The organism is Glycomyces sp. MUSA5-2, from assembly GCF_037034145.1.
GTDB lineage: Bacteria > Actinomycetota > Actinomycetes > Mycobacteriales > Micromonosporaceae > Glycomyces > Glycomyces artemisiae.
Map to the genome: position 1 here is coordinate 534,891 of NZ_JBAGKG010000003.1, position 22,978 is coordinate 557,868.

Here is a 22,978-nt window from a genome sequence, read left to right on the forward strand (position 1 = left end):
CCCGAGGGGGCGCCGGCAGGCATGGCCGGCGCCCCCGCACCTCGGCTTGAAAGGCAGACACATGAGCTCGAACGCCCTCGGAGTCCCGCGCTCCCGGCACCGCGACCACCCCTTGTGGTTCCTCATCCCGGCCCTGGCCGTCCTGGTCGTGTTCTTCTTCGTCCCGACCCTGTTCAACTTCGTGTACGCGTTCACGGACTGGTCGAGCTTCAAGAGCGCCATCAACTTCGCCGGGACCGACAACTTCGTTTCCCTGTTCTCCAACGGGACGCTCCTTAACTCCCTCAAGGTCACCCTCGTCTACGCGGTCCTGGTGGCCCTCTTCCAGAACCTCTTCGGCCTCGGCTTGGCGCTGCTCCTCGAACGCGACACCGCCGTCAACCGGGCCGTGCGCGTCGCGTTCTTCATCCCGGTGGTCATGTCCGCGCTGGCGGTCGGCTACATCTTCCAGGCGCTCCTCAAACCCGACGGGGCCCTGAACGGCATCCTCGGCTGGCTCACCGGCACCGACGTGTCGATCCCGTGGCTCGGCTCCACGACCTGGACCATCGTGGTCGTCGCGATCGTCCACGCCTGGAAGTGGATGGGCCTGTCGATGCTCATCTACCTCGCCGGGCTCAAGACGATCAATGAGGACGTGCTCGAAGCGGCCCGCCTCGACGGCGCGAGCCGCTGGACCATGTTCCGCGCCATCAGGTTCCCGCTCCTGGCGCCCGCCGTGACGTTCAACGTCGCGACCGCGCTCCTCGGCTCCATGAACGGCTTCGACATCGTCCAGGCCACCACCGAGGGCGGCCCCGGCGGGACCACCGAGCTGCTCAACATCTTCATCTTCCGGACCTTCGGGCAGGGCCTGTTCGCGCAGGCCACGACCATGAGCCTGGTCCTGTTCCTCATGGTCGCGATCCTCGCGTTCCCCGTGATCCGGTACCTCCGCAAGCGAGAGGACGTCCTGTGACCGCCCTGTCAGCCCGCCGCGCCCCCAGGCGCCGCCTCGGCCAGCCGATCGCCGCGATCCTCGTCGCCGCGGCCGTCCTCGGCGTCCCGTTCTGGCTCGTCGTCGCCACCGCCGGGAAGGACCAGGGCGAGGCCCTCGACCCGAACCTGTCCGCGCCCTCGCAGTGGCACCTGTGGGAGAACTTCTCGACCGTGTTCACCGACGGCCGCATGCTCTCGGCGTTCTTCGGGAGCCTCCTCGTCATGGTCCCGTCCGTGGTCGGCGTCCTCGTCCTCGGCTCGATGGCCGCGTGGATCCTCGGCCGCCGCGGCGGGCGCCTCACCGCGGCGATCTACGCGCTCGGCATCTCCGGGATCGTGCTGCCGCCCGCGGTCGTCACGATCGTGCTCCTGCTGCGCCAGCTCGGCCTCGCCGGGACCGCGCTCGGCATGATCGGCGTCTACATGGGCATGTACCTGTCCACGGTGATCTTCTTCGTCACCGGCTTCGTGCGCACCATCCCGCACGAGCTCGAAGAGGCCGCCCGCGTCGACGGCGCCGGGCCGGTGCGCGTGTTCATCCGGATCATCCTGCCGCTGCTGCGGCCCGTGCTCGCTACGGCGACGATCCTGATCTGCCTGTACATCTGGAACGACGTGTTCTACGCGCTGTTCGTCATCGGCGGCCGCATCGACACGCTCCCGCTCAACCTCTACCAGGTCGCCAGCGCCGGTCTGTATCTCCAGAACTGGCACCTGATCTTCGCCTATATCATCCTCATGAGCCTGCCCTTGCTGATCACGTTCATGGTCGCCCAGCGCAGGATCATCTCCGGCATCACCAGCGGAGCGGTGAAATGAAGCAGGGCACGAGCGGGACGGTGACATGAACAGGGCCGGGAACCCGACGATCTCGGATGTGGCAGCCCGCGCGGGCGTGTCCGTCCCGACCGTGTCCCGCGTCCTCACGGGCGCGGCGCGGGTCAGCCCGGCCAAGCGCGAGCTCGTCGAGGCCGCCATCGCCGACCTCGGCTACCGGCCGAGCGCGGCGGCGCGCGCGCTCGTCTCGCGCAAGCCGCAGACGATCGCGATCATCGCGGGGAACACCTCCCGGTACGGCTATGCGGAGACGATCCGCGGCATCGAGATCGCCGCGCGCGCCGAGGGCTACACGGTGATGATCACCGTCGTGGAGTCCGCCGACGAAGTGGACCAGGCCATCGAGGCGACGCTGACCCAGCCGCTCGCGGGCGTCGCGGTCCTCAAGTTCGACCCGCCCGGCGTCGCGGCCCTCGGCAAGATCCCCCCGCACCTCCCTGTGGTCGCCCTCTCCGGCGTCCGCGAGCCGAACACCGCCCAGGCGGTCCTCGACGAGGCCGCCGCGGCCGACGAGCTCACCGAGTACCTCCTGGGCCTGGGCCACGCCACCGTCCACCACGTCCGCGTCCCGCCCTCGCGCAAAGTGGACGGCCGCACGACCGGCTGGCGCCGCGCCCTGCGCCGCGCGGGCGCGGACATCCCGCCGCTGATCGACGCGACCTGGGACCCCAAGAGCGGCATCCCGATCGGCCGCGCCCTCGCCGCCGACCCCGCCGTCACGGCCGTCTTCTGCGGCAACGACGAGATCGCCATGGGCGTCATGCGCGGCATCACCGAAGCGGGCCTGCGCGTCCCCGACGACATCTCCGTCGCCGGCTTCGACGACAACCCCCTCGCCGAACTCTGGAGCCCGCCCCTCACCACCGCCCGCCAGGACTTCGCCACCCTCGGCCGCCGCGGCTTCCAGCTCCTCCTCAACGCCGTCAACGGCACCGACGACCGCCGCCACTCGACCGAACGCCCCAAGCTCATCCTCAGAGAAAGCACCGCCGCCCCGAACCCCGGACGACGCGCCGCCGCGTGAGGAGCGGGCCGTCGCCCGTCCCGGTGAGCTTCCAGTCGGGGGCGGCGGCGGAGCTTCGGCCTCTAGTACGCTTGCCGGATACGGAAATTCGCGTACCCCTATTCGATTCCGGAGCACGTCAATGCGATTCGCCGTCCTCGGACCGCTGCGGATCAGCGCGCCCGCGGGCGCGGTGCAGCTCAACGCATTGCAGGAGCGCCTGCTCGGGATGCTGCTGCTCGCCGAAGAGCGGCCCGTCCCGGTCGACGTCATCGCGGGGGAGCTGTGGGGCGGGACTTTAACGCCCGCCGCCGATGAGCGCATCACCTCGCTTGTGGACGGTCTGCGGCGGGCCCTCCCCGGCGACGGCACCGCCGCGTTCACCCGCAGCGGCACCAGCCACCGGCTCGCGGTCCGGCCCGGCGAGACCGACATCGGGGCCGTCCGCCGCGACGTCCAGGACGCCCTGGTCCACGTGCGGTTCGGCGAGGACGAGCCCGCGGCCGCGCTCTTCGACGCCGCGCTGGCCCGCTGGCGCGGCCGCCCCCTCTCGGGCCTGACCGGCCCCTACATCGACGCCGAAGCCGCCAGGCTCCTCGAATTCAAGGCCGAGATCGCCGAAGCCCGCTTCGGCGCGATGCTCCGCCTCGGCCGCCACGACACCCTCATCCGCGAGGCCCGCGAAGCGGTCCGCGACCGCCCCCTCGACCAGGACGCCGTCCGCCGCCTCATGGCCGCGCTCGCCGCCGCCGGACGCGACAGCGACGCCAAGCAGGCCTACGAGGAGCTCGAAGCCCGCCTCGCCGCCCGCGCAGAGCGGCCCGCGCCCGAACTCCGCGACCTCCTGGGCCGCATCGCCTCCGGCGAACCCCCGCCCCCGGCCCCCGGGCCGCATCCCCCAGGGCCGCACCAGCTCCACCCCGCCGTCCCCGACTTCACCGGCCGCACCGCCGCCCTCCGGCGCCTCGACCGCAGCCGCGTCCGCCGCGCCTCCGGCGTCGTCGTCTCCGGCCCCGCGGGCATCGGCAAAACCGCCCTCGGCCTCGCCTGGGCCCACCGCAGGCACGCGGACTTCCCCGACGGGCAGCTCTTCGCCGACCTGCGCGGCACCACCCGCCCCGCCGACCCCCTCACGGTCCTCCACGGCTTCATGCGCGACCTCGGCTTCCCCGCCGCCGCGATCCCCGACGACCCCGCCCAGGCCGCCGCCGACTTCCGCGCCTACGCCGCCGGGCGGCGGCTCCTCGTCTTCCTCGACGACGCCCGCGACGCCGACCAGGTCCTGCCCCTCCTGCCCGGCACCGGCGGCGCCTTCACCATCGTCACCGCCCGCAACCCCATGGAGCGGGTCGAGGCCCGCAGCGACATCGACGCCCTCGAACTCGACGGCATGGACACCGCCGAAGCCGAAGCGCTCCTCCTGCGCCGCATCGGCACCGCCCCGTCCCCGGCCGCCACCGCCTCGCTCGCGCCCCTCATCGCCCGCTGCGGCGGCCTGCCCCTCGCCTTGAGCATCGCCGCCGACCTCCTCGGCGACCCCGCGCCCACCGGCCGCCACCGCGCCGCCGGCCGCACCGGCCTCCAGACCGTCCTCGACGAGTCCTTCCAGCGCCTCGGCGCACCCCAGCGGCGCCTCTACCTCACCCTCGCGCCCCTGCCCGGGCCCGGCGTCCCCGCGCACCTCGCCCTCGCGCTGGCCCGCCGCGCCGGAGACGACCCGCAGCGGCTCCTCGCCGACCTCGTCGACTCCCGCTGGCTCCTGCACGCCGACGACCGGTACGAGGCCCACGCGCTCGTCGCCGACTACGCCGCCGACCTCGCCGCCCGCGAACTCCCCGCCGCCGACCGCGACCTGGTCCGCGACCGGATCATCGCCCACTACCACCGCCGCGACGCGCCCACCGCCGACTACGAGTTCCTCACCGCCGCATACGAAGCCTGGTGGGAGCACCCCAACGCCTCCCGCCTCGCCAGCGTCCTGTGCGCCTACGCGCAGCGCGGCCACCGCCCCGCGGAACTCGCCCGCCTCGGCGAGCGGGCCGCCGCGGCCACCGCCGACCTCGGCCCCGTCGAGCGCGCCCGCCACTGCAACCTCGTCGTCGTCGCGGCCTACGCCGCAGGCGACCCCGCGACCGCCGCCGACTTCGGCCGCCGCACCCTCGCGCTCCTGGACCGCACCCCCGGCGGCGACCGGATCGGCACCGCCCGCGCCAACCTCGGAGGCGCGCTCGCCCGGCTCGGCCGCCACCGCGAGGCCCTCCCCGTCCTCGAAGCGGCCGTCGCCGCCGCCCGAGCGGGCGGCGCCTGGGACGGCGTCGTCACCGCGTCCCTCTCCCTCGCCGACACCCACAAAGGACTCGGCGACTTCGCGGCGGCCGAGGCCGTCCTGCTCGCGGCCCGCGCCGTCGACCGGGACCGGTCCCGGGGCCTGCGTGCCACACTCATCAGCACCCACCTCGACGACCTGCGCCCCCACTCAGCGCGCGAGGGAGCGGCCCCATGACTGAGTACTGCCTCCGAGACGACTGCCCCGGCGAGGGCACCGGCGTCTTCGACGAACGCGGCCACTGCGACGAATGCGGCCACCACCGCGACGCGCCCGCCGCGCCGCCCCCGCCCGCCGACGACCTGTTCCCGCCCTTCGACGACGCGGACACCAATGAACTCGCGACCGTGTTCATCGACCCGGTCCCGCCCGACAGCCAGCGCCGCTGCCGCAAGAACCACCGCGTCGGCTTCACCAGCGACGGCCGGTCCGGCCCGCTCGTCGGCCTGTGCGAGGAGTGCGCCGAGCCGTTCGACTTCACCAACTACCTGCAAGCGGGCGACGTCGTCGCCGGGCAGTACGAGGTCAAGGGCTGCATCGCCCACGGCGGCTTCGGCGGCATCTACGTCGCCCACGACCGCAACCTCGACAACGACGTGGTGCTCAAAGGGCTCCTCGACCCCGCCGACCCCGCCGCCCAGGCGATCGTCGAGGCCGAGCGCCGCTACCTCGTGACCGTCAAGCACCCCAACATCGTCGACATCCACAACTCCGTCAAGCACCGCTTCCCCGACGGCGCCGAGTACGACTACCTCGTCATGGACTACGTGCGCGGCCGCTCGCTCGGCGACCGCGCCCACCCCGCGCGCCTCGGCCGCCACGCCGTCGCCCCGATCACCGCCGCCGGGTTCGCGCTCCAGATCCTCGACGCCTTCGCGTACCTCCACGGCTACCAGCTCGTCTACTGCGACCTCAAGCCCGGCAACGTCATCCAGTCGGGGGACCGCCTCACCATCATCGACCTCGGCGCGATGCGCCGCATCAACTTCGCGGGCGGCTCGATCTACGGCTCCCGCGGCTACCAGGCCCCCGAGATCGAGCGCGAGCACCTGCCCGACGCGGTCTCGGACCTGTACACCGTCGGCCGCACCCTCGCCGTGCTCGCGCTCGGGTTCCCCGCCGCGCAGCTCGTCGGCGACGAGGTCCAGGAGACCCCGCTGCCCGAGCGCCCGCCGAACTTCAACGAGTCGCTCTACCGGTTCCTCCAGCGCGCCTGCGACCACGACCGCGACGCGCGGTTCGCCACCGCCGACGAGATGGCCGACCAGCTCCACGGCGTGCTGAGACAGCTCCTGGCCGACGCGGGCGAGCGGCCCGCCCCGGTCGCCTCCGACCGGTTCGGCGTCGAGCGCGGCGCGTTCGCGGCCGGGCTCGCGAACCGCACCGACACCGTGTTCGAGACCGCCCGCGGCGCCGCCGCCCGCACCGTCCTGCCGGTGCCGCTCGCCGACCGCGCCGACCCCGCGTACACCGCGCTCGCGACCATCGCGATGCAGCCCCCGGACCGGGCCATCGAGCTCGCCGAGTCCCTCCCCGAAAGCGACGAGTCACGGCTCGCCCTGCTGCGCATGGCGATCGAGGCCGACGCGCCCGAGACCGACCGGCTCTTCGCGGAGGCCGCCGCCCGGTTCGGCGTGGACTGGCGGCTCGACTGGTACCGCGGCGTCCGCGACCTCGGCCGCGACCCCGAGGCCGCCGCCGGGCACTTCCGGAAGGTCCGCGCGCACCTGCCCGGCGAGCTCGCGCCGATGCTCGCCCTCGCCGTGTGCACCGAACTCGCCGCGGACGGCGCGCCGGCCGGCCTGGCCCAGGCCGCGAAGCAGTACGAGCAGGTGCGCCGCACCGACCCCACCTACACGAGCGCCGCATTCGGGGTCGCCCGCTGCTCGGCCGACTCCGCGGTGCGCCTCACCGCGCTCGAAGGCGTCCCCGCCGCCTCCAGCCAGTACCGGGCCGCCCAGCAGGCGCTCGTCGCCGAGCGGGTGCGGCGCGGCCCCGACTGGGAGGCGATCGTGGCCGCGGGCGCGAACCTCGCCAACCTCGAAGGGCTCGACGCCCTCCAGGCCGACCTCGCCCGCGCCGAACTGTGGCGGGCCGCGCTGGCGGTGATCGGCCCCGGCCTGGAGGACCCGTCGCGCCGCATCGACGGCGTGCCCCTCACCGCCGCGGCGATGGCCACGGCCTACGACGCGGTGCTGCGGCGGATCGCCGCGAACTGCGACTCGCCGCTGACGCGGTGGGCGCTGGTGACCGAGGCCAACCGCAACCGCCCCCGCACCTGGCTGTGACACCCCCCGCAGGAGGACCGATGGACCCCGAATTCACGCTCAGCGTCGGCCACAACCGCTGGATGGAGCCCGGAAAGACCGCGCTGACGGCCGCGCTCACCGTGACGAGCCGGACCGGCGCGGGCCCGGCGGGCGACGTCGCCGAGGTCATCGTCATCGACCGGTCCGGGTCGATGACCGGCGCGAAGCTGCGCGAGGCCAAGCGCGCCGCGAAGGCCGCGCTCGACGTCGTCCGCGACGGCGCGCTGTTCGCGGTCGTCGCGGGCGGGTACGAGGCCGTGCCCCAGTACCCGCGCGACGGGACGCTCGCCCGCGCCGACCCCGCCACGCGACGCGCCGCGACCGCGGCCATCGCCACCATGCGGTCCGGCAGTTCCACCGAGACCGGCGTGTGGCTGCGCGCCGCCGCCGACCTCCTCGCCACCCGGCCCGGCGCGATCGGGCACGTCCTGCTCCTCACCGACGGCCTCGTCACCCAGAATCCGGAGAGCTTCCACCGCGACCTCGAATACTGCCGCGGGAAGTTCGGGTGCGACTCGGTCGGCATCGGCCTCGACTGGAGCCCCGCGCAGCTCGCCGCCATCGCCGAGCGCTTCCAGGGCCGGTTCAAGTTCTGCGAGCGCCTCGACGAGCTGCCCGCGTACTTCGCGGAGATCTCCGCGCGGGCCATGTCCAAGGCCACCGACGACGTGGAGCTGATCGTCTACGGTCCCAAGGGCACCCAGCTCGCCTCGATGGACCAGATGGGGCCCGTCGTCGACCTCGTGCCCGGCATGCGGGCCCTGTCCGACCGCAGCTGGGCGTTCCCGCTCGCCGCGTGGGGCGCCGAGGAGCGCGAGTACATCCTGGGTCTGCGGCTCCCCGAGACCCGCACCGGCCTGCGGCGCAGCGGCCAGATCGAACTGCGCGTCGGCGGGGAGACCGCCGCGGAGGCGGAGTTCGACGCGGTCTGGACCGAGAACCAGTCCCTGTTCCTCGCGATCGACCCGAAGGTCGCGGCCCTCACCGGGCAGCTCGAACTGAGCGAGGAGATCGGCCGCATCCTCGCCGCCGTGCGCGCGGGCGACTACGACACCGCCACGCACGCGGTCGCGCGCGCCTGGGAGAAGGCCGACGACGGCGGCTTCGAAGGCATGAAGGACACGCTCGCAAGGATCGCCGACATCGACCCGGTCACCAGGAGCGTCACGCTCCGCCGCGGCCGCGCCGACGAGATCGCCACCGCGACCCAGCGGTTCGACACCGAACCCAGCTCGCTCGTCACGGGCCGCAAGGGGGACGCGGCATGACGTACGCCTGCCCCAACGGGCACCGCTCCACCGACCCCGACGCGTGCAGCGAATGCGACATGCCGATGTCGGACGAGGTGGGCCTGCCGCGACTGCCCGCCGCCGCCCCGCCCGCCCGCTGCCCCGCCTGCGGGAAGGCCCAGCCCGGCGGCTTCGCGTACTGCCCCCACTGCGGCGCGAGGCAGTCCACCGGGCCCGAACCGCTCGCCCCGCCCGTCGCGGTCGCCGACTTCGAAGCCGTCGTCTCCGTCGACCGCGCCTACTACGACGAGACCCGGGCCACCGGCGGCGACGAGCGGCCCCCGTTCCCCGGCTACGCCCCCGAGCGGACCGTCAGGCTCGACGGGGCCGCCACCGAGATCGGCCGCGTCCACGACCTCAGGAACCCGCCCCGGCCCCTCCCGCCCGTGAACCTCGCCGAGCGGCCCGCCGCCGACCTCGGCGTCTCCCGCCTCCACGCGGTCCTCCAGCGCGACGGCGACGACTGGACCGTCACCGACCTCGACTCCAAGAACGGCACCTACGTCGCCGGGACCCGCCTCGAACCCGGCGCACCGCGCGCCATCGGCCCCGACGAGACCGTCAACCTCGGCTTCTGGACCGCGATCCGGCTGCGCCGCAAGCCCACCGAAGGAAGCCGCCCGTGAACGCCGCCCCCGACGAGGCCGCCCTCGGCCGCCTCGGACTCGCCCGCGGCGCCGCCGGGGCCCGCTCCCTGTGGGTGCGCGCCGCCGTCGCGGTCGCCGCCCTCGCCGCCATGTTCGCCTCCCTCGCGGTCGCCGTCACCGCCGCCCGCGGCGCCCTCGACGTCATCGGCCACGAGTCCGGCCGCCAGGTCGTCGCCACCGTCGACCTCTACGTCGCGCTCAGCGACGCCGACACCAAAGTGGCGACCGTGCTCCTCCTCGGCGCCGACGCCCCCGTCGAGACCGAGGCCGCCCTCCGCGAATACGCCGCCCTGCGCGGCGACATCGCGAAGTCCCTCCTCGAAGCCCACCGCCTCGCCGGGGCCGCGCAGACCCAGCGCGACACCATCGAGTCCATCATGGGCTACTACGGGCAGTACGAGCAGCTCGCGGCCGAGGCGCTCCTCCTCGCCGACCTCGCCGACTACCCCGCCGGCCAGGTCCCCGAGGACGTCCTCGCCGCCTACCGGGCCGCCGCCGACCTCATGCAGGGCTGGATCCTCCCGCAGGCCTACAACCTCACCCTGGAGAACGGCACCATCGTCCGCGAGTCCCACGACGGCGCGCAGTCCGCGATCGGCTTCGGGCTCGCCGCCGTCGCCGCGACCGGGGCCGCCGCGCTCGCGGCCCTCGTGTGGCTGCAACTCCACCTCGCCCGCGCGTTCCGCCGCCTCCTCAACCCCTCCCTCCTGGTCACCACCGCCGTCGCCGCCCTCTACCTGTTCACCGGGCTCGTCGTCCTCGGCGCCGAACGCGACGCCCTCGACGAGGCGAAGAGGGACGGCTTCGACACGACCATGTCCCTCAAACGCGCCGAAGCGATCTCGACCAGCCTCCACGCCGACCAGGTCCGATACCTCCTCGACCCCGCCCGCGTCGACGTCTACGAGCAGACCTTCCTCGACAAGGCCCAGCAGCTGCTCTACATCGACGGGGCCGGGAACCTCGCCGACTACCGGACCGGCCTCGGCGGCGGCTCCGACCAGGGCCTCATCGCCGCCGGGCTCGACCGCGGGACCGCGGGCGACGCCGCCCTCGCGTCCTACGCCTCCCTCATCGACGCCGACGCCGCCATGCGCGCCGACACCGCCGCGACCCCCGCCGAGCGGCTCCGCGCCGTCACGGACGCGCTCGCCGAATACGAAGGGGACCTCGCGGCCCTCGTCGAGGCGCGCCTCGACACCTTCGACGACGCGATCGGCGACGGCGAGGACGCCATCGCCGACTTCGCGTTCCTCCTGCCCGCCGCCATGGTCTCGCTGATAGTCCTCACCTTCAGCGGCCTCGCCCCCCGACTCAGGGAGTTCCGATGAGACGCACCGCCGCCGCACTGTGCGCCGCCGCCCTCCTCGCGACCGGCGCCTGCGCCGCCGACGACCCGGAGTCCATCGTCGACAAGGAGGTCCTCCGGATCGGCGTCCCCGACGACTACCCGCTCCTCGGCGCCCCCGACGAGAACGGCGACCTCGTCGGCTTCGAGATCGACGTCGCCGAGCACCTCGCCGCGGAACTCGGGGCCGAACCCCGATGGGTCCCCGTCGCCAACGAGGACCGCGAGGCGTTCCTCCAGGCCGGCAAGGTGGACATGGTGGTCGCCGCCTACTCGATCACCGCCGACCGCAAGCAGGAGATCGACTTCGCCGGGCCCTACGTCCTGGAGTCCTTCAACGTCATGGTCCGCGAGGACGACGACTCGATCGCGACCCTCGGGGACCTCGAAGGCAAGACCGTCTGCGACTCCAGGTACTCCAACGTCGTCCTGCGCATCGAAGGCGAGCACGGCGTCCAGGTGGACACCTATGAGGTGCGCTCCTTCGCCGACTGCCTCGACATCCTCGCCGAAGGCGGCATCGACGCCATCGCCACCGACGAGTTCGTCCTCGCCGGACTCAAGTTCAGCCGCTCCGACCTCCGACTGAAGATCCTCGACATCCGCTTCTCCAACGAGCGCATCGGCATCGGCCTGCGCTCCGGCGACACCGCCGGATGCGAGGCCCTCAACCGCGCCATCACCGAGATGTACACCGACGGCACCATGGCCCGCACCCTCCAGGAGTGGTTCGCCTCCGAAGGCCTCGACGTCGCCGACCCGCCCATCCCGCAGTTCGAAGGATGCGAATGAGCACCGCCACCGCCCCGCGCACCCGCACCCCGCGGCAGGTCATCGCCGCCTGCGCCGTCGGCACCTCCCTCGCCTGGTACGACTTCTTCCTCTACGGCACCGCCGCGGTCCTCGTCTTCAAGCCGCTGTTCTTCCCCGGGAGCGACCCCGCCACCGGCACGCTCCTCGCGTTCGCCACCTACGGCGTCGGCTTCCTCGCCCGCCCCGTCGGCTCCATCGCCTTCGGCTACCTCGGCGACAGGTACGGCCGCCGCCAGGTCCTCTCGGTGACCCTGCTGCTCATGGGCATGTCCACCTTCCTCATCGGCATCCTCCCCACCCACGCCTCCATCGGCACCACCGCCGCGGTCATCCTGGTCCTGCTCCGCTTCGCGCAGGGCCTGGCGCTCGGCGGCGAATGGGGCGGCGCGGTCCTGCTGTCCATCGAGCACTCCGGCCGCTCCCGGTGGGGCCTGGCCGCCGCGTGGGTCCAGTTCGGCGTCCCCGCGGGGAACATCGCCGCCGTCGGCGTCCTCGCCCTCTGCAACGCCGTCCTCGACGAGGCCGCGTTCGCGACCTGGGGCTGGCGGCTCCCGTTCCTCATCTCCGCGGCGCTCGCCCTGGTGGGCCTGTGGATCCGCGGCAACGTCGCCGAGTCGCCCATGTTCGCCGGACTCCCGGCCACGGGCGGCAACCCGCTCCGGGAGGTCTGGGCCGGGCACCGGCGCGCGCTGGCCGCGTCGTTCTGCGCCCGCGTCGGCGTCGACGTCGCGTTCTACATCTTCACGCTCTACCTGCTGACCCACCTCGACGACCGGGTCGGCCTGCCCTCCTGGGTCGGCTTGACCGCGGTCGTCGCCGGCTCGACCGTGCAGCTCGCGCTCGTGCCTTGGTTCGGCCGCCTCTCGGACCGCCTGGGCCGCAGGGGCATCGCCGCCGCGGGTGCGGTCGCCTCCATGGCCTGGGCCTGGGCGTTCTTCCCGCTGCTCGACACCGGCTCGACCTGGCTCGTCATGACCGCCGTCGCCGTGGCGCTCGCCGCCCACGCCGCGATGTACGGCCCGCAGGCGGCGTTCATCGCCGAGCTGTTCCCCACGCGAGTCCGCTACTCCGGCACCTCCCTCGGCTACCAGCTCGCGGGCGTCGCGGGCGGCGCGCTCGCCCCGATCATCGCGCTCCTCCTCTTCGACGCCACCGGCACCACCCTGACGATCTCCCTCTACGCGACCCTCGCCCTCGCCGTCACCTTGTACGGCCTCGCCACGGCCCCGCCGCCCGCCGAAAGCTAGTCGCCGAAGTCGATCGAGCCGGTTCGTCTCGCGTCGGTCTGGAACCACCCGAGGGCGGTGGCCGCGAGGGCGAGCCAGACTGCGGATGTTCCGGCGGCGAGGGCTGCTTCTGCCAGGACCGCAGCGGCGGGGGCGTCGGCTATGGCGAGGCGGACCGCTTCCAGGGCGTGGGAGGCGGGGAAGGCCGCGGCGAACCATTGGAGGCCAGCGGGCCAGAAGGACGCCGGGACCATGACGCCGCAGACTGCGGTCATCGTCAGGAGAGTGATGTTCGAGAAGACGTTCCGCAGCCGGTGGAACCGCAGCGACAGGCTCCCGCAGCACAGGCCGACCGCGTAGTTCGTCAGGGCCGTCAGCAGGATCAGGGCCACGGCCGCGAGCGAGTCGCCGAGGCCCAGGCGCAGACCGAAGAAGGGGGCCAGCGCGAGGAGCGCGATCGAGGAGGAGAGCGTCCCGGACGCGACCCAGAACCAGCTGCGCGCCGCGAGCACCACGACCATGCCCGCCGGGGCCGCCGCCAGGAGCGACAGCGTGCCGCTGAACCGCTCCCAGGTCGTCGACGCCGACGCCATCATCGTCTCGTTCACGGCGATGAAGACCGCCGCGCCCACCAGCAGGAACCGGGTCCGCTCGGCATCGCCCAGGAGCGCGCCGAGCGTCGAGTAGAACACCACCTGGCACAGCACCCGCACCATCCACCCGAACGCCCACGTCGTCGGCGTGTAGACGCTCCGCAGATCCGTCCACCCGGACCACATCGTCTGCCGCAGTACCGCGATCGCGTTCACGCGAACCCCACCGTCCCGTTGCGCCGGACGCGCCGCACGAGGCGGTGCGAGAGCCAGGACCCGGCGGCGAACGTCGCGGCCGCCAGGCCGAGCACCGCGGCCAGGCGCGGCCAGAACGCGGCCACCGGCTCCGGCGCGAGGCTGTCGCGGAGCAGGTCCGTGGCCCACGACAGGAAGAACACGCGCGAGAGGGCCTCGACCCCGGACGGCAGCAGTGCCACCGGGACCATCGCGCCGCCGAGCAGGTACAGCGGGAACGTCAGCGAGTTCTGGAAGCTCCGCACGTTCCGCCCGACGACGAACACCGCGGCCATGAGCACCCCGGTCGCCGCGATCCCCGCCGCCGTCGCGGCCAGCGTCAGCGCGAACACCAGCGGGTGGGCCACGTGCACGACCACGCCGAACCCGACCGCGCCGACCAGCCAGCACTCGGCGATCCCGGCCAGGCTCACCGCGGTGATCGCCGCGATCCGCCCCAGGAGCACCGTCGCCAGCGGCGCGGGAGTCGTCAGGACCGCCTCCAGGACCCCGGCGGTGCGGTCGCGGAAGATCGTCTCGCCCGCCTCCATGACCGCCATGCCGATCGAGGCCATCACGGCGGGCGCGAGGATCGCGTACGGCGCGAGGTCGGCCCGGCCGCCGTGCTCGGTGACCGACAGCAGGATCACCGCGAAGAACGGCGCGGTGACAAGCATCAGGAGCGTTCCGAGGTCGCGCCGGAACTCGCCGAGCTGGAACCGGGCCGCCGCCCAGAACGCGGGGGAGGAGCCCCTCACGGCCGCACCGCCATCCCGCGGTCCCCGATGAGGTGCAGGTACACCTCTTCGAGGCTCGGCGGCGCGGTCGACACGTCGGTCACGCCCGCCTCCACGAGCGTGCGCAGCACCGGCAGCGCCGCCCCGCCGCGGTCGGTTTCGACCAGGACCGCGCCCGGCCCGGTCGCCCGCACCCGCTCCACCCCCGGCAGCGCCGCGAGCCGCGCCGCCAGCGCCTCGGGGACGCCCGAGGCGCGGACCCGCTCGTGCCGAGAAAGGAGCTCCCCGAGGACCCGCGGGTCCTCGCACCGCAGCAGCCGCCCGCCGTCGATGAACGACACCCGGTCGCACAGCGCCTCGGCCTCGGCCATGTCGTGCGTCGTCAGCAGCACCGCGCGGCCCTCGGCCCGCAGGTCCTTCACCAGGTCCCGGAACTCGTGCGCCGACACCGGGTCCATGCCCACCGTCGGCTCGTCCAGCAGCAGCACCCGCGGGTCCCCGACGAGCCCCCGCGCCAGGTGCAGCCGCTGCTTCATGCCCCGCGAGAACGTCTCGACCGCCTCGTCGGCGCGCGGACCCAGGCCCACCCGCTCCAGCAGCTCCGCTGCGCGTCGCCGCCCCTCGCGGCGGCCGTGCCCGTACAGCGCCGCCCAGAACCGCAGGTTCTGCGCCGCCGTCATCCGCGCGTACAGGCCCCGCTCGCCGCCGAACACGATCCCTAGGAGCGGACGCACCCGCTTGGCGTCGGCGACCACGTCGAGGCCCTGCACCCGCGCCGTCCCCGCCGTCGGCAGGAGCACCGTGGAGAGGATCTTGCACAGCGTCGTCTTGCCCGCCCCGTTCGGGCCCAGCAGCCCGTGGACCTCCCCGGGCGCGACGGCCAGATCGAAGTCGTCCAGGGCCCGCCGCGGCGGGCCGCCCTTCACGGCGAAGTCGCGGACCAGGCCCCGCACCTCGACCGCCGGGGCCTCGATTCCAGTGATGCTCATGGCAACAGCGTCGCCTCCGCACCGGGCCGGTGCAATACGTGTTTCCACGTACGCGCCCGCCCCGCTAGCCTTGGCCCCATGTCCCCGCTCATCGCCCGCGACGCCGAGTTCGCGCGCATCGCCGCGGCCTGGGACTCGGTCACCGCAGGCGACGGCCCCGCCGCCGTCACCCTCATCGGCGAAGCGGGCATCGGCAAGACCCGGCTCCTGCGCGAAGCCGCCGCCCTCGCCCCGCCGCTCCTCCTCGTCGGCACCGCTCGCGCCGACGCCGCCGCACCCCACGACTGGTTCGCCGCCGCCACCGCCGAGACCGAACCCCCCGGCGGCACCGACCCCCGCCTGTGGCGGGCCCTGCGCCAGGAACCCGCCGAGGCTCCCGCGCCGCTCCCCGACGGCGCGCTCCTGCGCGGCGCCGTGCGCACCCTCCGCCGCCTCGTCGGCGACGGCCCCGCGCTCCTGGCCGCCGACGACCTCCACTGGCTCGACCCCGAGAGCCTCGCCCTGTGGGCCGAACTCGCCGCCGCCTGGGACCTCCCCGTCCTCCTCGTCGCCGCGTCCCGCCCGCCCGAGGAGGCCCGCCACCCCGCAGCGGCCGCCCGCACCCTCGCCCGCCTCGACGCCGCCCGCACCGCGGACACGATCGCGCTGCGGCCCTTCACGGTCGCCGAGACCGGCGCCCTCCTCGGCCGCAACGCGCGGCACGCCCGCGCCGTCCACCGCCGCACCGGCGGGAACCCGTTCTGGGTCAAGGAGCTCGCCGCGGCCGGGGCCGCCGCCGCGCCGCTCCCCGGACGCCTCGCCTCGCTCGTGCGCGCCCGCCTCGCCGGAGCTGACGAGCACGCCTGGCGGCTCGCCCGCGGCCTCGCTCTCCTCGGCGAGCAGACCCGGACCGGCGTCGCCGCCGCCGTCCTCGGCGCCGACCTCCTCGACCGCGCCCTCCCGCAGCTCACCGCCGCGGGCGTCCTCCTCCACGACGGTGACGCACTGCGCTTCCCCCACGCCCTCATGCGCGAGGCCTTCGCCGCCACCGCGCTCCCCGCCGAAGCCGCCGCCGTCCACAAAGCGGCACTCGACGCCGCGCTCGCCCGCGGCGACGATCCCGCGGTGGCCGTCCACGCCCGCGCCGCCGGCGACACGGACCTCGCCGTCGCCGCCGCCGACCGCACCGCCGCGAGGCAGCTCGCCGACTGGCACACCGAGTCCGCGCAGCGCACCGCCGAAGACGCCCTCGACCTCGCCCCCGGCCACGAGGGCCTGCGCGCCACCGCCGCCCGCGCAGCCCTCCTCGCGGGCGACTACGACGCCGCCCGCGCCCACTTCGCCAGGATCGCCGCCGCTGGCGACGACGCTGCGCGCTGCATCGCCCACCTCCACCTCGCCGAAGTGGACTGGCACCAAGGACGCGTCCAGGACCAGTGGCGCAGCCTCGAAGCGGCCGAGGCGCTCGCGGCCCCCGGGAGCGTCGAGCAGGCCCGCTGCGCCACCGGCCGCGCCATGGCGTACGTCCGCTCCGAGCAGTACGAGCCGATCCCCGCGCTCTGCGACGCCGCCGAACCGCTCTTCGCCGAGCACGGCCTCGACGTGCAGCGCCGCTCGGCCGCCATCAGCCGCGCCACCGCCCTGTACTACCTGGGCGACACCGAAGCCGCCGTCCGCCTCCTCACCGACGTGTGGCGCGAGGCCGAGGCCGCGGGAGACCTGCGCAAGCTCAGCCGCGCCGTCAACAACCTGCTCGCCGTGCACCTCGCGGACCTGCCCGAGGCCCAGGCATGGCGGCTGTACGACCGCGCCGTGGCCGCCGTCGGGGACCTCGGCATGGCCTCCTGGGGCGGGAAGATCACGCGCGTCGGCGCCGACGCGGCGATGGCCTTCGGCGATCTCGGCCGCGCCTGGGACCTCCTCAGCGCCCGCGCCCGCGAGGAGTCCGACCCGCACGAGCGCGCCGTCCTCGCGGCGAAGGCCGGGCTCCTCGCCGTCGAACGCGGCGACCTCGAAGCGGCCGAACGCCTCTGCCGCGAGAGCCTCGACCTCGTCTCCGGCATGGACCAGGGCTGGGTCGTCACCTACCCGCACTGGCTGGCGCTGGCCCTGGCCGCGCACCGCGGCCGCCGCCCCGAGATCGAGGCGGCCTTGCGCGCCTACCGCGACGCGGTCCCGCCGGAGCTGCACCGCCGCCGCGAGACCCGCGTCATCGAGGCCGCCCGACTCGCGCTCCCCGCGATCGGATTCGAAGCGGCGCAGCGGTTCCTGACCGACTGCCTCGGAGCGGTCCCCGGCCCGGCCGCGAACCCGGACGCGGCCCTGTTCTGGATGACCGCCCGCGCCGCTTCGGGCGACCGGGACGGCGTCCTCGCGCTCGCCGACGCCGCGGCCGCGAACCCCCTGCCCGCGTGGGCGAGCATCGCCCACCGGCTCGCCGCCGCAGCCGGCCGCGACCGCGACACCGCGATCGCCCACGCGCGCGAAGCCGTCGCCCTCCTGGAACGCTGGCCCGGCCATGCGCGCGACGCCGCCGAAGCCCTCCTGTCGTCCCTAGAGGACGAACCAGTGCTGACGGCGCGCGAGACCCAGGTCCTCGCCGCCGCCGCGCGCGGCGACTCGAACCGCCGGATCGCGGCGGCCCTCGGCATCTCCCAGCGCACCGTCGAGGTCCACATGTCCCGCCTGCTCGCGAAGACCGGCACGGCCAGCCGCACCGAGCTCGTCGCCCGGCATCTCAAGCGCGCCTTACGCGTCGGGGCAGAGGGCGATCCGGATCAGCTCGTCCGCGGCGGCTTCGAGGGCGTCTCCGTCGTGGTAGCCGTGGCGGTCGATGGCGTTCCAGGCCATGGAGATCTGGCGGTCGCCGTCGAGGGAGTGGAAGGACTGGGTCTCGTGGCCGAGGCTGTCGCCGTCGTGGCCGAAGAACACTTCAGGGCCGCCGTCGCATTCGAGGGTGATCCTGAACAGGCCCAGGCCGTAGTCGAAGCTCTTGCCCGTCTCCTGGAAGTCGGTGGCCTCGGCGAGCTGCGCCGGGGTGAGGAGCGTCCCGTCGACCAGCGCGTCGTAGAAGTCGTTGAGGTCGCCGATGGTCGAGACGACGCCGCCGCCCGCCCACAGCTGGCTGCTCGACAGCTTCGACGTGTCGACGTAGGAATGCGCGGGATCGCCGGTGCTCAGGTAGGGCACGGGGTGCGGGCCGCGGATGCCCGAGCCGTGCGGGTCGGCGAAATACGTGTCGGCCAGCCCGGCGGGCGCGAAGACGCGCGCGGCCAGCTCCTCGCCGAGCGGGTTCCCGGTGACCTCCTCGACGAGCATCCCGAGGGCCGTGTACCCGGTGTTGGAGTAGGAGAAGCCGGTCGGCCGCGGGTCCTGGACGCCGATCGCCACGAGTTCCTCGGGGCTGTAGTAGGTGCGGTAGTTCGCGTAGAAGTCGGTCATGTCGCCGTTCTCGAACACCGACGCGTACAGGTGCGGCAGGAAGTCCGGGACACGGCCCTGATGCTGCATCAGCTCCCGGACCGTGGGCTGGTCGCCGTAGGGGAGCAGGCCGGGCAGGTACGCGTCGAGCGGATCGTCGAGGTCGATCGCGCCCTCCCCGTCGAGCTGCAGCAGGACCGCGGCCGTCATCGACTTCGTGACGCTGCCGATCCGGATGCGGTCACCGGCCTCCACATCGTCGGCCCACGGCTTGAAACTTCGCGGCCCCTCCGCTTCGGCCCACACCTCGTCGCCGTCGCGGACCTCCACGACCGCCGACTGGTCGCCCAGCCGCATGAACTCGTCGAGCGCCGCTCCGAGCGCCTCGGGATCGAGCTCCCGCTCAACGGGAACGGCGGGAGCGAACGCGAGGCCGAGCGCCAGGGCCGCGGCGGAGATCATCGTCGTCATCCCTGCAACGCTATGGGCCCGAACGCCTCCGATCGATCCCGTGCACTGGCCCGTTCGCGGTAACGCCTGCACTACTGCGGCTGGTCGTAGTGGCGGCAGCGGCCCGGGAGGATCGCGGTGAGGCGGTCGGCGAGGACCGCTCCTGCCGCGGCGGCGCGGGCGGGTTCGCGGTAGACGAGGTCGGCGAGGCCGTCCACGAGGGCCGTCAGCTCGACCGCGGCCAGCTCGGCGTCGGTGGCCGCCTCCGTCTCGCCGCACTCCTTGCCGTTCTCGATGCCTTGGGCGACACGGCCTCTGAGGACCCCGGCGGTGGCGACGGCGACCTCTGCGGCGGTCGGGACGTCCATGGCGCGGGCCTGGAAGGCGCGGGAGACGCGGTGCTCGCCGTGGCGGGCGGGGTCGAGGGGGAGGAGCTCGCACAGGCAGTCGAGCATGATCGCGCGGATGGAGCGGCCCGCGGCCTCGCCGTCGGCGGTGCGGGCGGCGACGCGGGCGAGGAGGTCGGCGGTGAGGCGCTCGTAGGCGAATAGGAGCAGCTCGTCCTTGGAGGCGAAGTAGTGCTGCACCAGGCCGACCGAGAACCCGGCCTCGCGGGCGACGGCCGACATCGTGGCCGCGTCGAGGCCGTCGTGGGCGATGAGTCGGTGGACCGCCGCAGCCATCTGGGCGCGGCGGAGATCGTGGTCGGCGGTCCTCGGCACCCGATAATCATACCGTTGTATGGTTATCGGGTTGCCATACCGCCGTATGGTTATCGCCAGGACCCCCGACACCCAGGGAACACCCATGCAGATCCCCGTCCTCGCCGCCACGCTCGCGGCCTTCGCCCCGCTCATGCCGCTGCCGCAAGTGCCGGCCGAGGAGCAGCCCTACTACGACGTCGCCGAGTACTTGGAACGGCGCTTCGAGGAGACCGGCGTCCCCGGCGCCGCCTACTCCATCGTCGACCTCGACGGGAACTCCTATTCGGTCGGCTGGGGCGCCGACGGCTCCGGCGACCCCGTCGACCTCGGGACCCCGTTCCTGTGGGGGTCCGTCGCCAAGCCCGTCACCGCGGCCGCCGTCATGACCCTCGTCGAAGACGGACGCCTCGACCTCGACGCGCCCGTCACCGACTACCTCCCGGACTTCACGCTCGCCGACCGGGACCGCTCCGACCGCATCACCGTGCGCGACCTCCTCCGGCAGACCACCGGCATCCCCGAGGGCACCGGCCTCACCGACCGCCTCGACCACCACGACGACCCCTACGGCGACGCCGTCGCCGACCTCGCCGCCGTCGAGCCGATCAGTGAACCGGGCGAGTCCTTCGAGTACGCCAGCGCCAACTACGTCGTCGCGGGCGCCGTCGTCGAAGCCGCCGCCGGGATGCCCTACGAGCAGTACCTGCACGAAGCGGTCCTCGACCCGCTCGGCATGACGGGCGCGGTCACCACGGCCGAGGACGCCGCCGACGTCCCCCGCGGCCACGCCGTCGCCTTCGGGCAGCCCTTCCCCGTGAAGACCCGCTTCGACCAGACCGGCCCCTCCTACGGCTACCTCGGCGGGAACATCCAGGACCTCACCGCGTTCGCCGTCGACCAGCTCGGCGGGTCCGCGATCCTCACCCCCGAGTCGGTCGCCGAGACCCACACGGGCGCAGTCGAAGTCAACGACACCGTCGACTACGGCCTGGGCTGGCGCGTCGACTCGCGCAACGCCGACCTCGGCACGACCACCGTGTGGCACACCGGCGGCGCCCCCGGCTTCTCCGCGGGCGTGATCCTCCTGCCCGAACTCGGCCGCGCCGTCGTCGTCGCCCAGAACCGCTACGGCTACTTCGAGGACGCCGCGCTCATCGGCACCATGCTCGGCGCCGCCCGCATGCTCGCCGGGGGCGACCCGGTCGAGCCCGAGACCGACCTCCTGTACCCGTCGCTGCTCGCCGGGCTCTGCGTCCTCCTGCTCGCGGCGCTCGCCACGGTGTACCTGACGTTCCTGCGCCTCGGCAAGGCCCGCAAGGCGAACCGCCCGCTCACCATCACCGGCATGGCCTGCTGGGTCCTCGCCGCGCTCGCCGCCGCGTACGTCTCGTTCGCGCTCGTCCCGGGGCTCGCCCCGAGCCGGGCCGCGTTCTTCGGCATGATGCCCGACGTCGCCTGGCTGTTCACCGCCCTCGGCGTCGCCGCCCTGCTCACCGCCGCCGTGCGCGTCTGGGCCGGGACGGTCCGACTGCGCCGCACCCCGGACTAGCCACCAGCGAACAAGGGCGCCGCCTCCCGGGGCGGCGCCCTTCGTTGTGCGCGCTTCTTTACATGCGGGCAACGAGAGTTCATACGGCCGTGCTCGACGTGAACGGCGGTGAAACATCGCGCCCATAGCTTGTACCCAGAGCGGATACGACGCTGTATACGCACTCGTACACCGCCGCAGCCTGCGGCGACGCCCCCTTGCAGACCCGGCACCCCTCAGTCCCGGGACGCTCCTCTGCGAAAGGTCAACTGCACATGCCACTTCGCCTCAACGCCAGGCACCTCGCCCGAACCCTCGCCGCCACCGCCGCCATCACCGGCCTCGTCGCCACCGCCGCGTGCGGCTCCCGCGCGGGGGAGGAGACCGCCGCCGCCGAGTCCTGCGTCGACACCTCCGGCGACACCATCAAGGTCGGCGCCCTCAACTCCCTCTCCGGCACCATGGCCATCTCCGAGACCACCGTCCGCGACGCCATCACCCTCGCCGTCGACGAGATCAACGCCGCAGGAGGCGTGCAGGGCAAGGAGATCGAGATCGTCGCCGAGGACGGCGCGTCCGAGCCGACCGTGTTCGCCGAGAAGGCCGAGAAGCTCATCCGCGAGGACTGCGTCGCCGCGGTCTTCGGCGGCTGGACCTCCGCCTCCCGCAAGGCCATGCTCCCGGTCTTCGAGGACAACGACTCGCTCCTGTACTACCCCGTCCAGTACGAGGGCCTCGAAGCCTCCGAGAACATCTTCTACACCGGCGCCACCACGAACCAGCAGATCATCCCCGCGCTCGACTACCTCGCCGAGACCGGTGTCAAGTCGATCTACCTCGTCGGCTCCGACTACGTCTTCCCCCGCACCGCCAACGCGATCATCAACGCCTACGCCGAAGCCCACGGCATCGAGGTCCTCGGCGAGGACTACGTGACCCTCGGCTCCACCGAGTTCTCCACCATCGTCAACCAGGTCAAGGCCGCAGACGCCGACGCCGTGTTCAATCAACACCCTCAACGGCGACTCGAACGTCGCGTTCTTCCGCGAGTACGCCAACGTCGGCCTCACCGCCGAGGAGATGCCCGTCATGAGCGTCTCCATCGCCGAAGAGGAGGTCGGCGGCATCGGCGTCGAGAACATCGAAGGCCAGCTCGCCGCCTGGAACTACTACCAGACCGTCGACTCGCCCGCGAACACCGCGTTCGTCGAGGCGTTCAAGGCCGCCTACGGCGCCGACCGCGTCACCTCCGACCCCATGGAGGCCGCCTACAACTCCGTCTACCTGTGGGCTGCAACGGTCGAGAAGGCCGGGTCCTTCGCGGTCGCCGACGTCCAGGCCGCCGCCGACGGCGTCTCCTTCGACTCCCCTGAAGGGACCGTCGTCATCGACGGCGAGAACCACCACGTCACCAAGACCGCCCGCATCGGCCGCATCGACGCCGACGGCCTCCTCTACACCGTCTGGGAGTCCGACGGCCCCATCGACCCCGACCCGTTCCTCGACGGCTACGACTGGGCCGCCGACCTCGCGGTGACCGAGTAGCACCCCCGGCGATCAGGAAGGAG

16 protein-coding genes and 2 pseudogenes are annotated in these 22,978 nt (G+C 73.6%); 13 read left to right on the forward strand and 5 right to left on the reverse strand.

The annotated features are described in order from the left end of the window. Positions 1 to 61: 61 nt before the first annotated feature. The 10 genes from WA640_RS12645 to WA640_RS12690 all read left to right on the forward strand — a co-directional run bounded on the left by WA640_RS12645 (position 62) and on the right by WA640_RS12690 (position 12,797). A complete protein-coding gene (locus WA640_RS12645; RefSeq protein WP_335988024.1) occupies positions 62 to 958 on the forward strand; it encodes a carbohydrate ABC transporter permease in 897 nt (298 codons plus the stop codon). Beyond that, positions 955 to 1,797: a carbohydrate ABC transporter permease gene (locus WA640_RS12650; protein WP_335988026.1), complete on the forward strand. Its 843-nt coding sequence runs from the start codon at positions 955 to 957 to the stop codon at positions 1,795 to 1,797. The genes WA640_RS12645 and WA640_RS12650 overlap by 4 nt, the downstream gene beginning before the upstream one ends. 58 nt (positions 1,798 to 1,855) lie before the next feature. Next, positions 1,856 to 2,839 (forward strand): LacI family DNA-binding transcriptional regulator, encoded by a 984-nt coding sequence (locus tag WA640_RS12655; protein ID WP_335988027.1) that lies wholly within the window; start codon positions 1,856 to 1,858, stop codon positions 2,837 to 2,839. Between the two features lie 121 nt (positions 2,840 to 2,960). Further along, positions 2,961 to 5,321, forward strand: a complete 2,361-nt coding sequence (locus tag WA640_RS12660) for an AfsR/SARP family transcriptional regulator (RefSeq protein ID WP_335988028.1) — start codon at positions 2,961 to 2,963, stop codon at positions 5,319 to 5,321. Next, complete coding sequence (locus WA640_RS12665) at positions 5,318 to 7,432, forward strand: serine/threonine protein kinase (RefSeq protein WP_335988029.1); 2,115 nt, start codon at positions 5,318 to 5,320, stop codon at positions 7,430 to 7,432. The genes WA640_RS12660 and WA640_RS12665 overlap by 4 nt, the downstream gene beginning before the upstream one ends. A 20-nt stretch (positions 7,433 to 7,452) precedes the next feature. Next, positions 7,453 to 8,721 carry a vWA domain-containing protein gene (locus tag WA640_RS12670; RefSeq protein WP_335988030.1) on the forward strand — a complete coding sequence of 423 codons (1,269 nt, stop codon included), beginning with the start codon at positions 7,453 to 7,455 and terminating at the stop codon, positions 8,719 to 8,721. Further along, complete coding sequence (locus tag WA640_RS12675) at positions 8,718 to 9,368, forward strand: FHA domain-containing protein (protein WP_335988031.1); 651 nt, start codon at positions 8,718 to 8,720, stop codon at positions 9,366 to 9,368. The genes WA640_RS12670 and WA640_RS12675 overlap by 4 nt, the downstream gene beginning before the upstream one ends. After that, the gene (locus WA640_RS12680; protein WP_335988032.1) at positions 9,365 to 10,720 is read left to right on the forward strand and encodes a hypothetical protein; all 1,356 of its coding nucleotides are present in this window, start codon (positions 9,365 to 9,367) and stop codon (positions 10,718 to 10,720) included. Before WA640_RS12675 ends, WA640_RS12680 begins: the two co-directional genes overlap by 4 nt. Beyond that, entirely contained in the window at positions 10,717 to 11,529 is an 813-nt protein-coding gene (locus WA640_RS12685) for a transporter substrate-binding domain-containing protein (RefSeq protein WP_335988033.1), read from the forward strand. The genes WA640_RS12680 and WA640_RS12685 overlap by 4 nt, the downstream gene beginning before the upstream one ends. After that, complete coding sequence (locus WA640_RS12690) at positions 11,526 to 12,797, forward strand: MFS transporter (RefSeq protein ID WP_335988034.1); 1,272 nt, start codon at positions 11,526 to 11,528, stop codon at positions 12,795 to 12,797. Before WA640_RS12685 ends, WA640_RS12690 begins: the two co-directional genes overlap by 4 nt. Here the strand turns inward: WA640_RS12690 and WA640_RS12695 are convergent. From WA640_RS12695 to WA640_RS12705, 3 genes are read right to left on the reverse strand one after another with little or no spacing between them, the layout of a single operon-like run. After that, complete coding sequence (locus tag WA640_RS12695; protein WP_335988035.1) at positions 12,794 to 13,585, reverse strand: ABC transporter permease; 792 nt, start codon at positions 13,583 to 13,585, stop codon at positions 12,794 to 12,796. The two genes, WA640_RS12690 and WA640_RS12695, sit on opposite strands and share 4 nt — an antisense overlap. Next, entirely contained in the window at positions 13,582 to 14,361 is a 780-nt protein-coding gene (locus tag WA640_RS12700; protein WP_335988036.1) for an ABC transporter permease, read from the reverse strand. Before WA640_RS12700 ends, WA640_RS12695 begins: the two co-directional genes overlap by 4 nt. Then, positions 14,358 to 15,329, reverse strand: coding sequence for an ABC transporter ATP-binding protein (locus WA640_RS12705; RefSeq protein WP_335988037.1), 972 nt, complete (start codon positions 15,327 to 15,329; stop codon positions 14,358 to 14,360). Before WA640_RS12705 ends, WA640_RS12700 begins: the two co-directional genes overlap by 4 nt. A 78-nt stretch (positions 15,330 to 15,407) precedes the next feature. Between WA640_RS12705 and WA640_RS12710 the strand changes: the two are divergent. Then, a pseudogene (locus WA640_RS12710) lies at positions 15,408 to 18,023 on the forward strand (AAA family ATPase); the annotation flags it as partial. A gap of 33 nt (positions 18,024 to 18,056) precedes the next feature. Here the strand turns inward: WA640_RS12710 and WA640_RS28835 are convergent. Continuing rightward, positions 18,057 to 19,199, reverse strand: coding sequence for a serine hydrolase domain-containing protein (locus tag WA640_RS28835; protein WP_442904756.1), 1,143 nt, complete (start codon positions 19,197 to 19,199; stop codon positions 18,057 to 18,059). 71 nt (positions 19,200 to 19,270) lie between these two features. Next, complete coding sequence (locus WA640_RS12715) at positions 19,271 to 19,900, reverse strand: TetR/AcrR family transcriptional regulator (protein ID WP_335988039.1); 630 nt, start codon at positions 19,898 to 19,900, stop codon at positions 19,271 to 19,273. Between the two features lie 85 nt (positions 19,901 to 19,985). On the opposite strand from WA640_RS12715, the gene WA640_RS12720 reads away from it, so the two are divergent. Together WA640_RS12720 and urtA are read left to right on the forward strand one after the other, a co-directional pair. Next, complete coding sequence (locus WA640_RS12720) at positions 19,986 to 21,431, forward strand: serine hydrolase domain-containing protein (protein ID WP_335988040.1); 1,446 nt, start codon at positions 19,986 to 19,988, stop codon at positions 21,429 to 21,431. A 254-nt stretch (positions 21,432 to 21,685) separates the two neighbouring features. After that, a pseudogene (urtA, locus tag WA640_RS28840) lies at positions 21,686 to 22,955 on the forward strand (urea ABC transporter substrate-binding protein). Positions 22,956 to 22,978 lie beyond the last annotated feature (23 nt).

Excerpts from the sequence above, each read along its gene's own strand:
- WA640_RS12720 (WP_335988040.1), top strand. The coding sequence starts at position 19,986 with ATGCAGATCCCCGTCCTCGCCGCCACGCTCGCGGCCTTCGCCCCGCTC.
- WA640_RS12690 (WP_335988034.1), top strand. The coding sequence starts at position 11,526 with ATGAGCACCGCCACCGCCCCGCGCACCCGCACCCCGCGGCAGGTCATC.
- WA640_RS12645 (WP_335988024.1), top strand. The coding sequence starts at position 62 with ATGAGCTCGAACGCCCTCGGAGTCCCGCGCTCCCGGCACCGCGACCAC.
- WA640_RS12705 (WP_335988037.1), bottom strand. The coding sequence starts at position 15,329 with ATGAGCATCACTGGAATCGAGGCCCCGGCGGTCGAGGTGCGGGGCCTG.
- WA640_RS12670 (WP_335988030.1), top strand. The coding sequence starts at position 7,453 with ATGGACCCCGAATTCACGCTCAGCGTCGGCCACAACCGCTGGATGGAG.
- WA640_RS12665 (WP_335988029.1), top strand. The coding sequence starts at position 5,318 with ATGACTGAGTACTGCCTCCGAGACGACTGCCCCGGCGAGGGCACCGGC.
- WA640_RS28835 (WP_442904756.1), bottom strand. The coding sequence starts at position 19,199 with ATGACGACGATGATCTCCGCCGCGGCCCTGGCGCTCGGCCTCGCGTTC.
- WA640_RS12675 (WP_335988031.1), top strand. The coding sequence starts at position 8,718 with ATGACGTACGCCTGCCCCAACGGGCACCGCTCCACCGACCCCGACGCG.
- WA640_RS12685 (WP_335988033.1), top strand. The coding sequence starts at position 10,717 with ATGAGACGCACCGCCGCCGCACTGTGCGCCGCCGCCCTCCTCGCGACC.
- WA640_RS12660 (WP_335988028.1), top strand. The coding sequence starts at position 2,961 with ATGCGATTCGCCGTCCTCGGACCGCTGCGGATCAGCGCGCCCGCGGGC.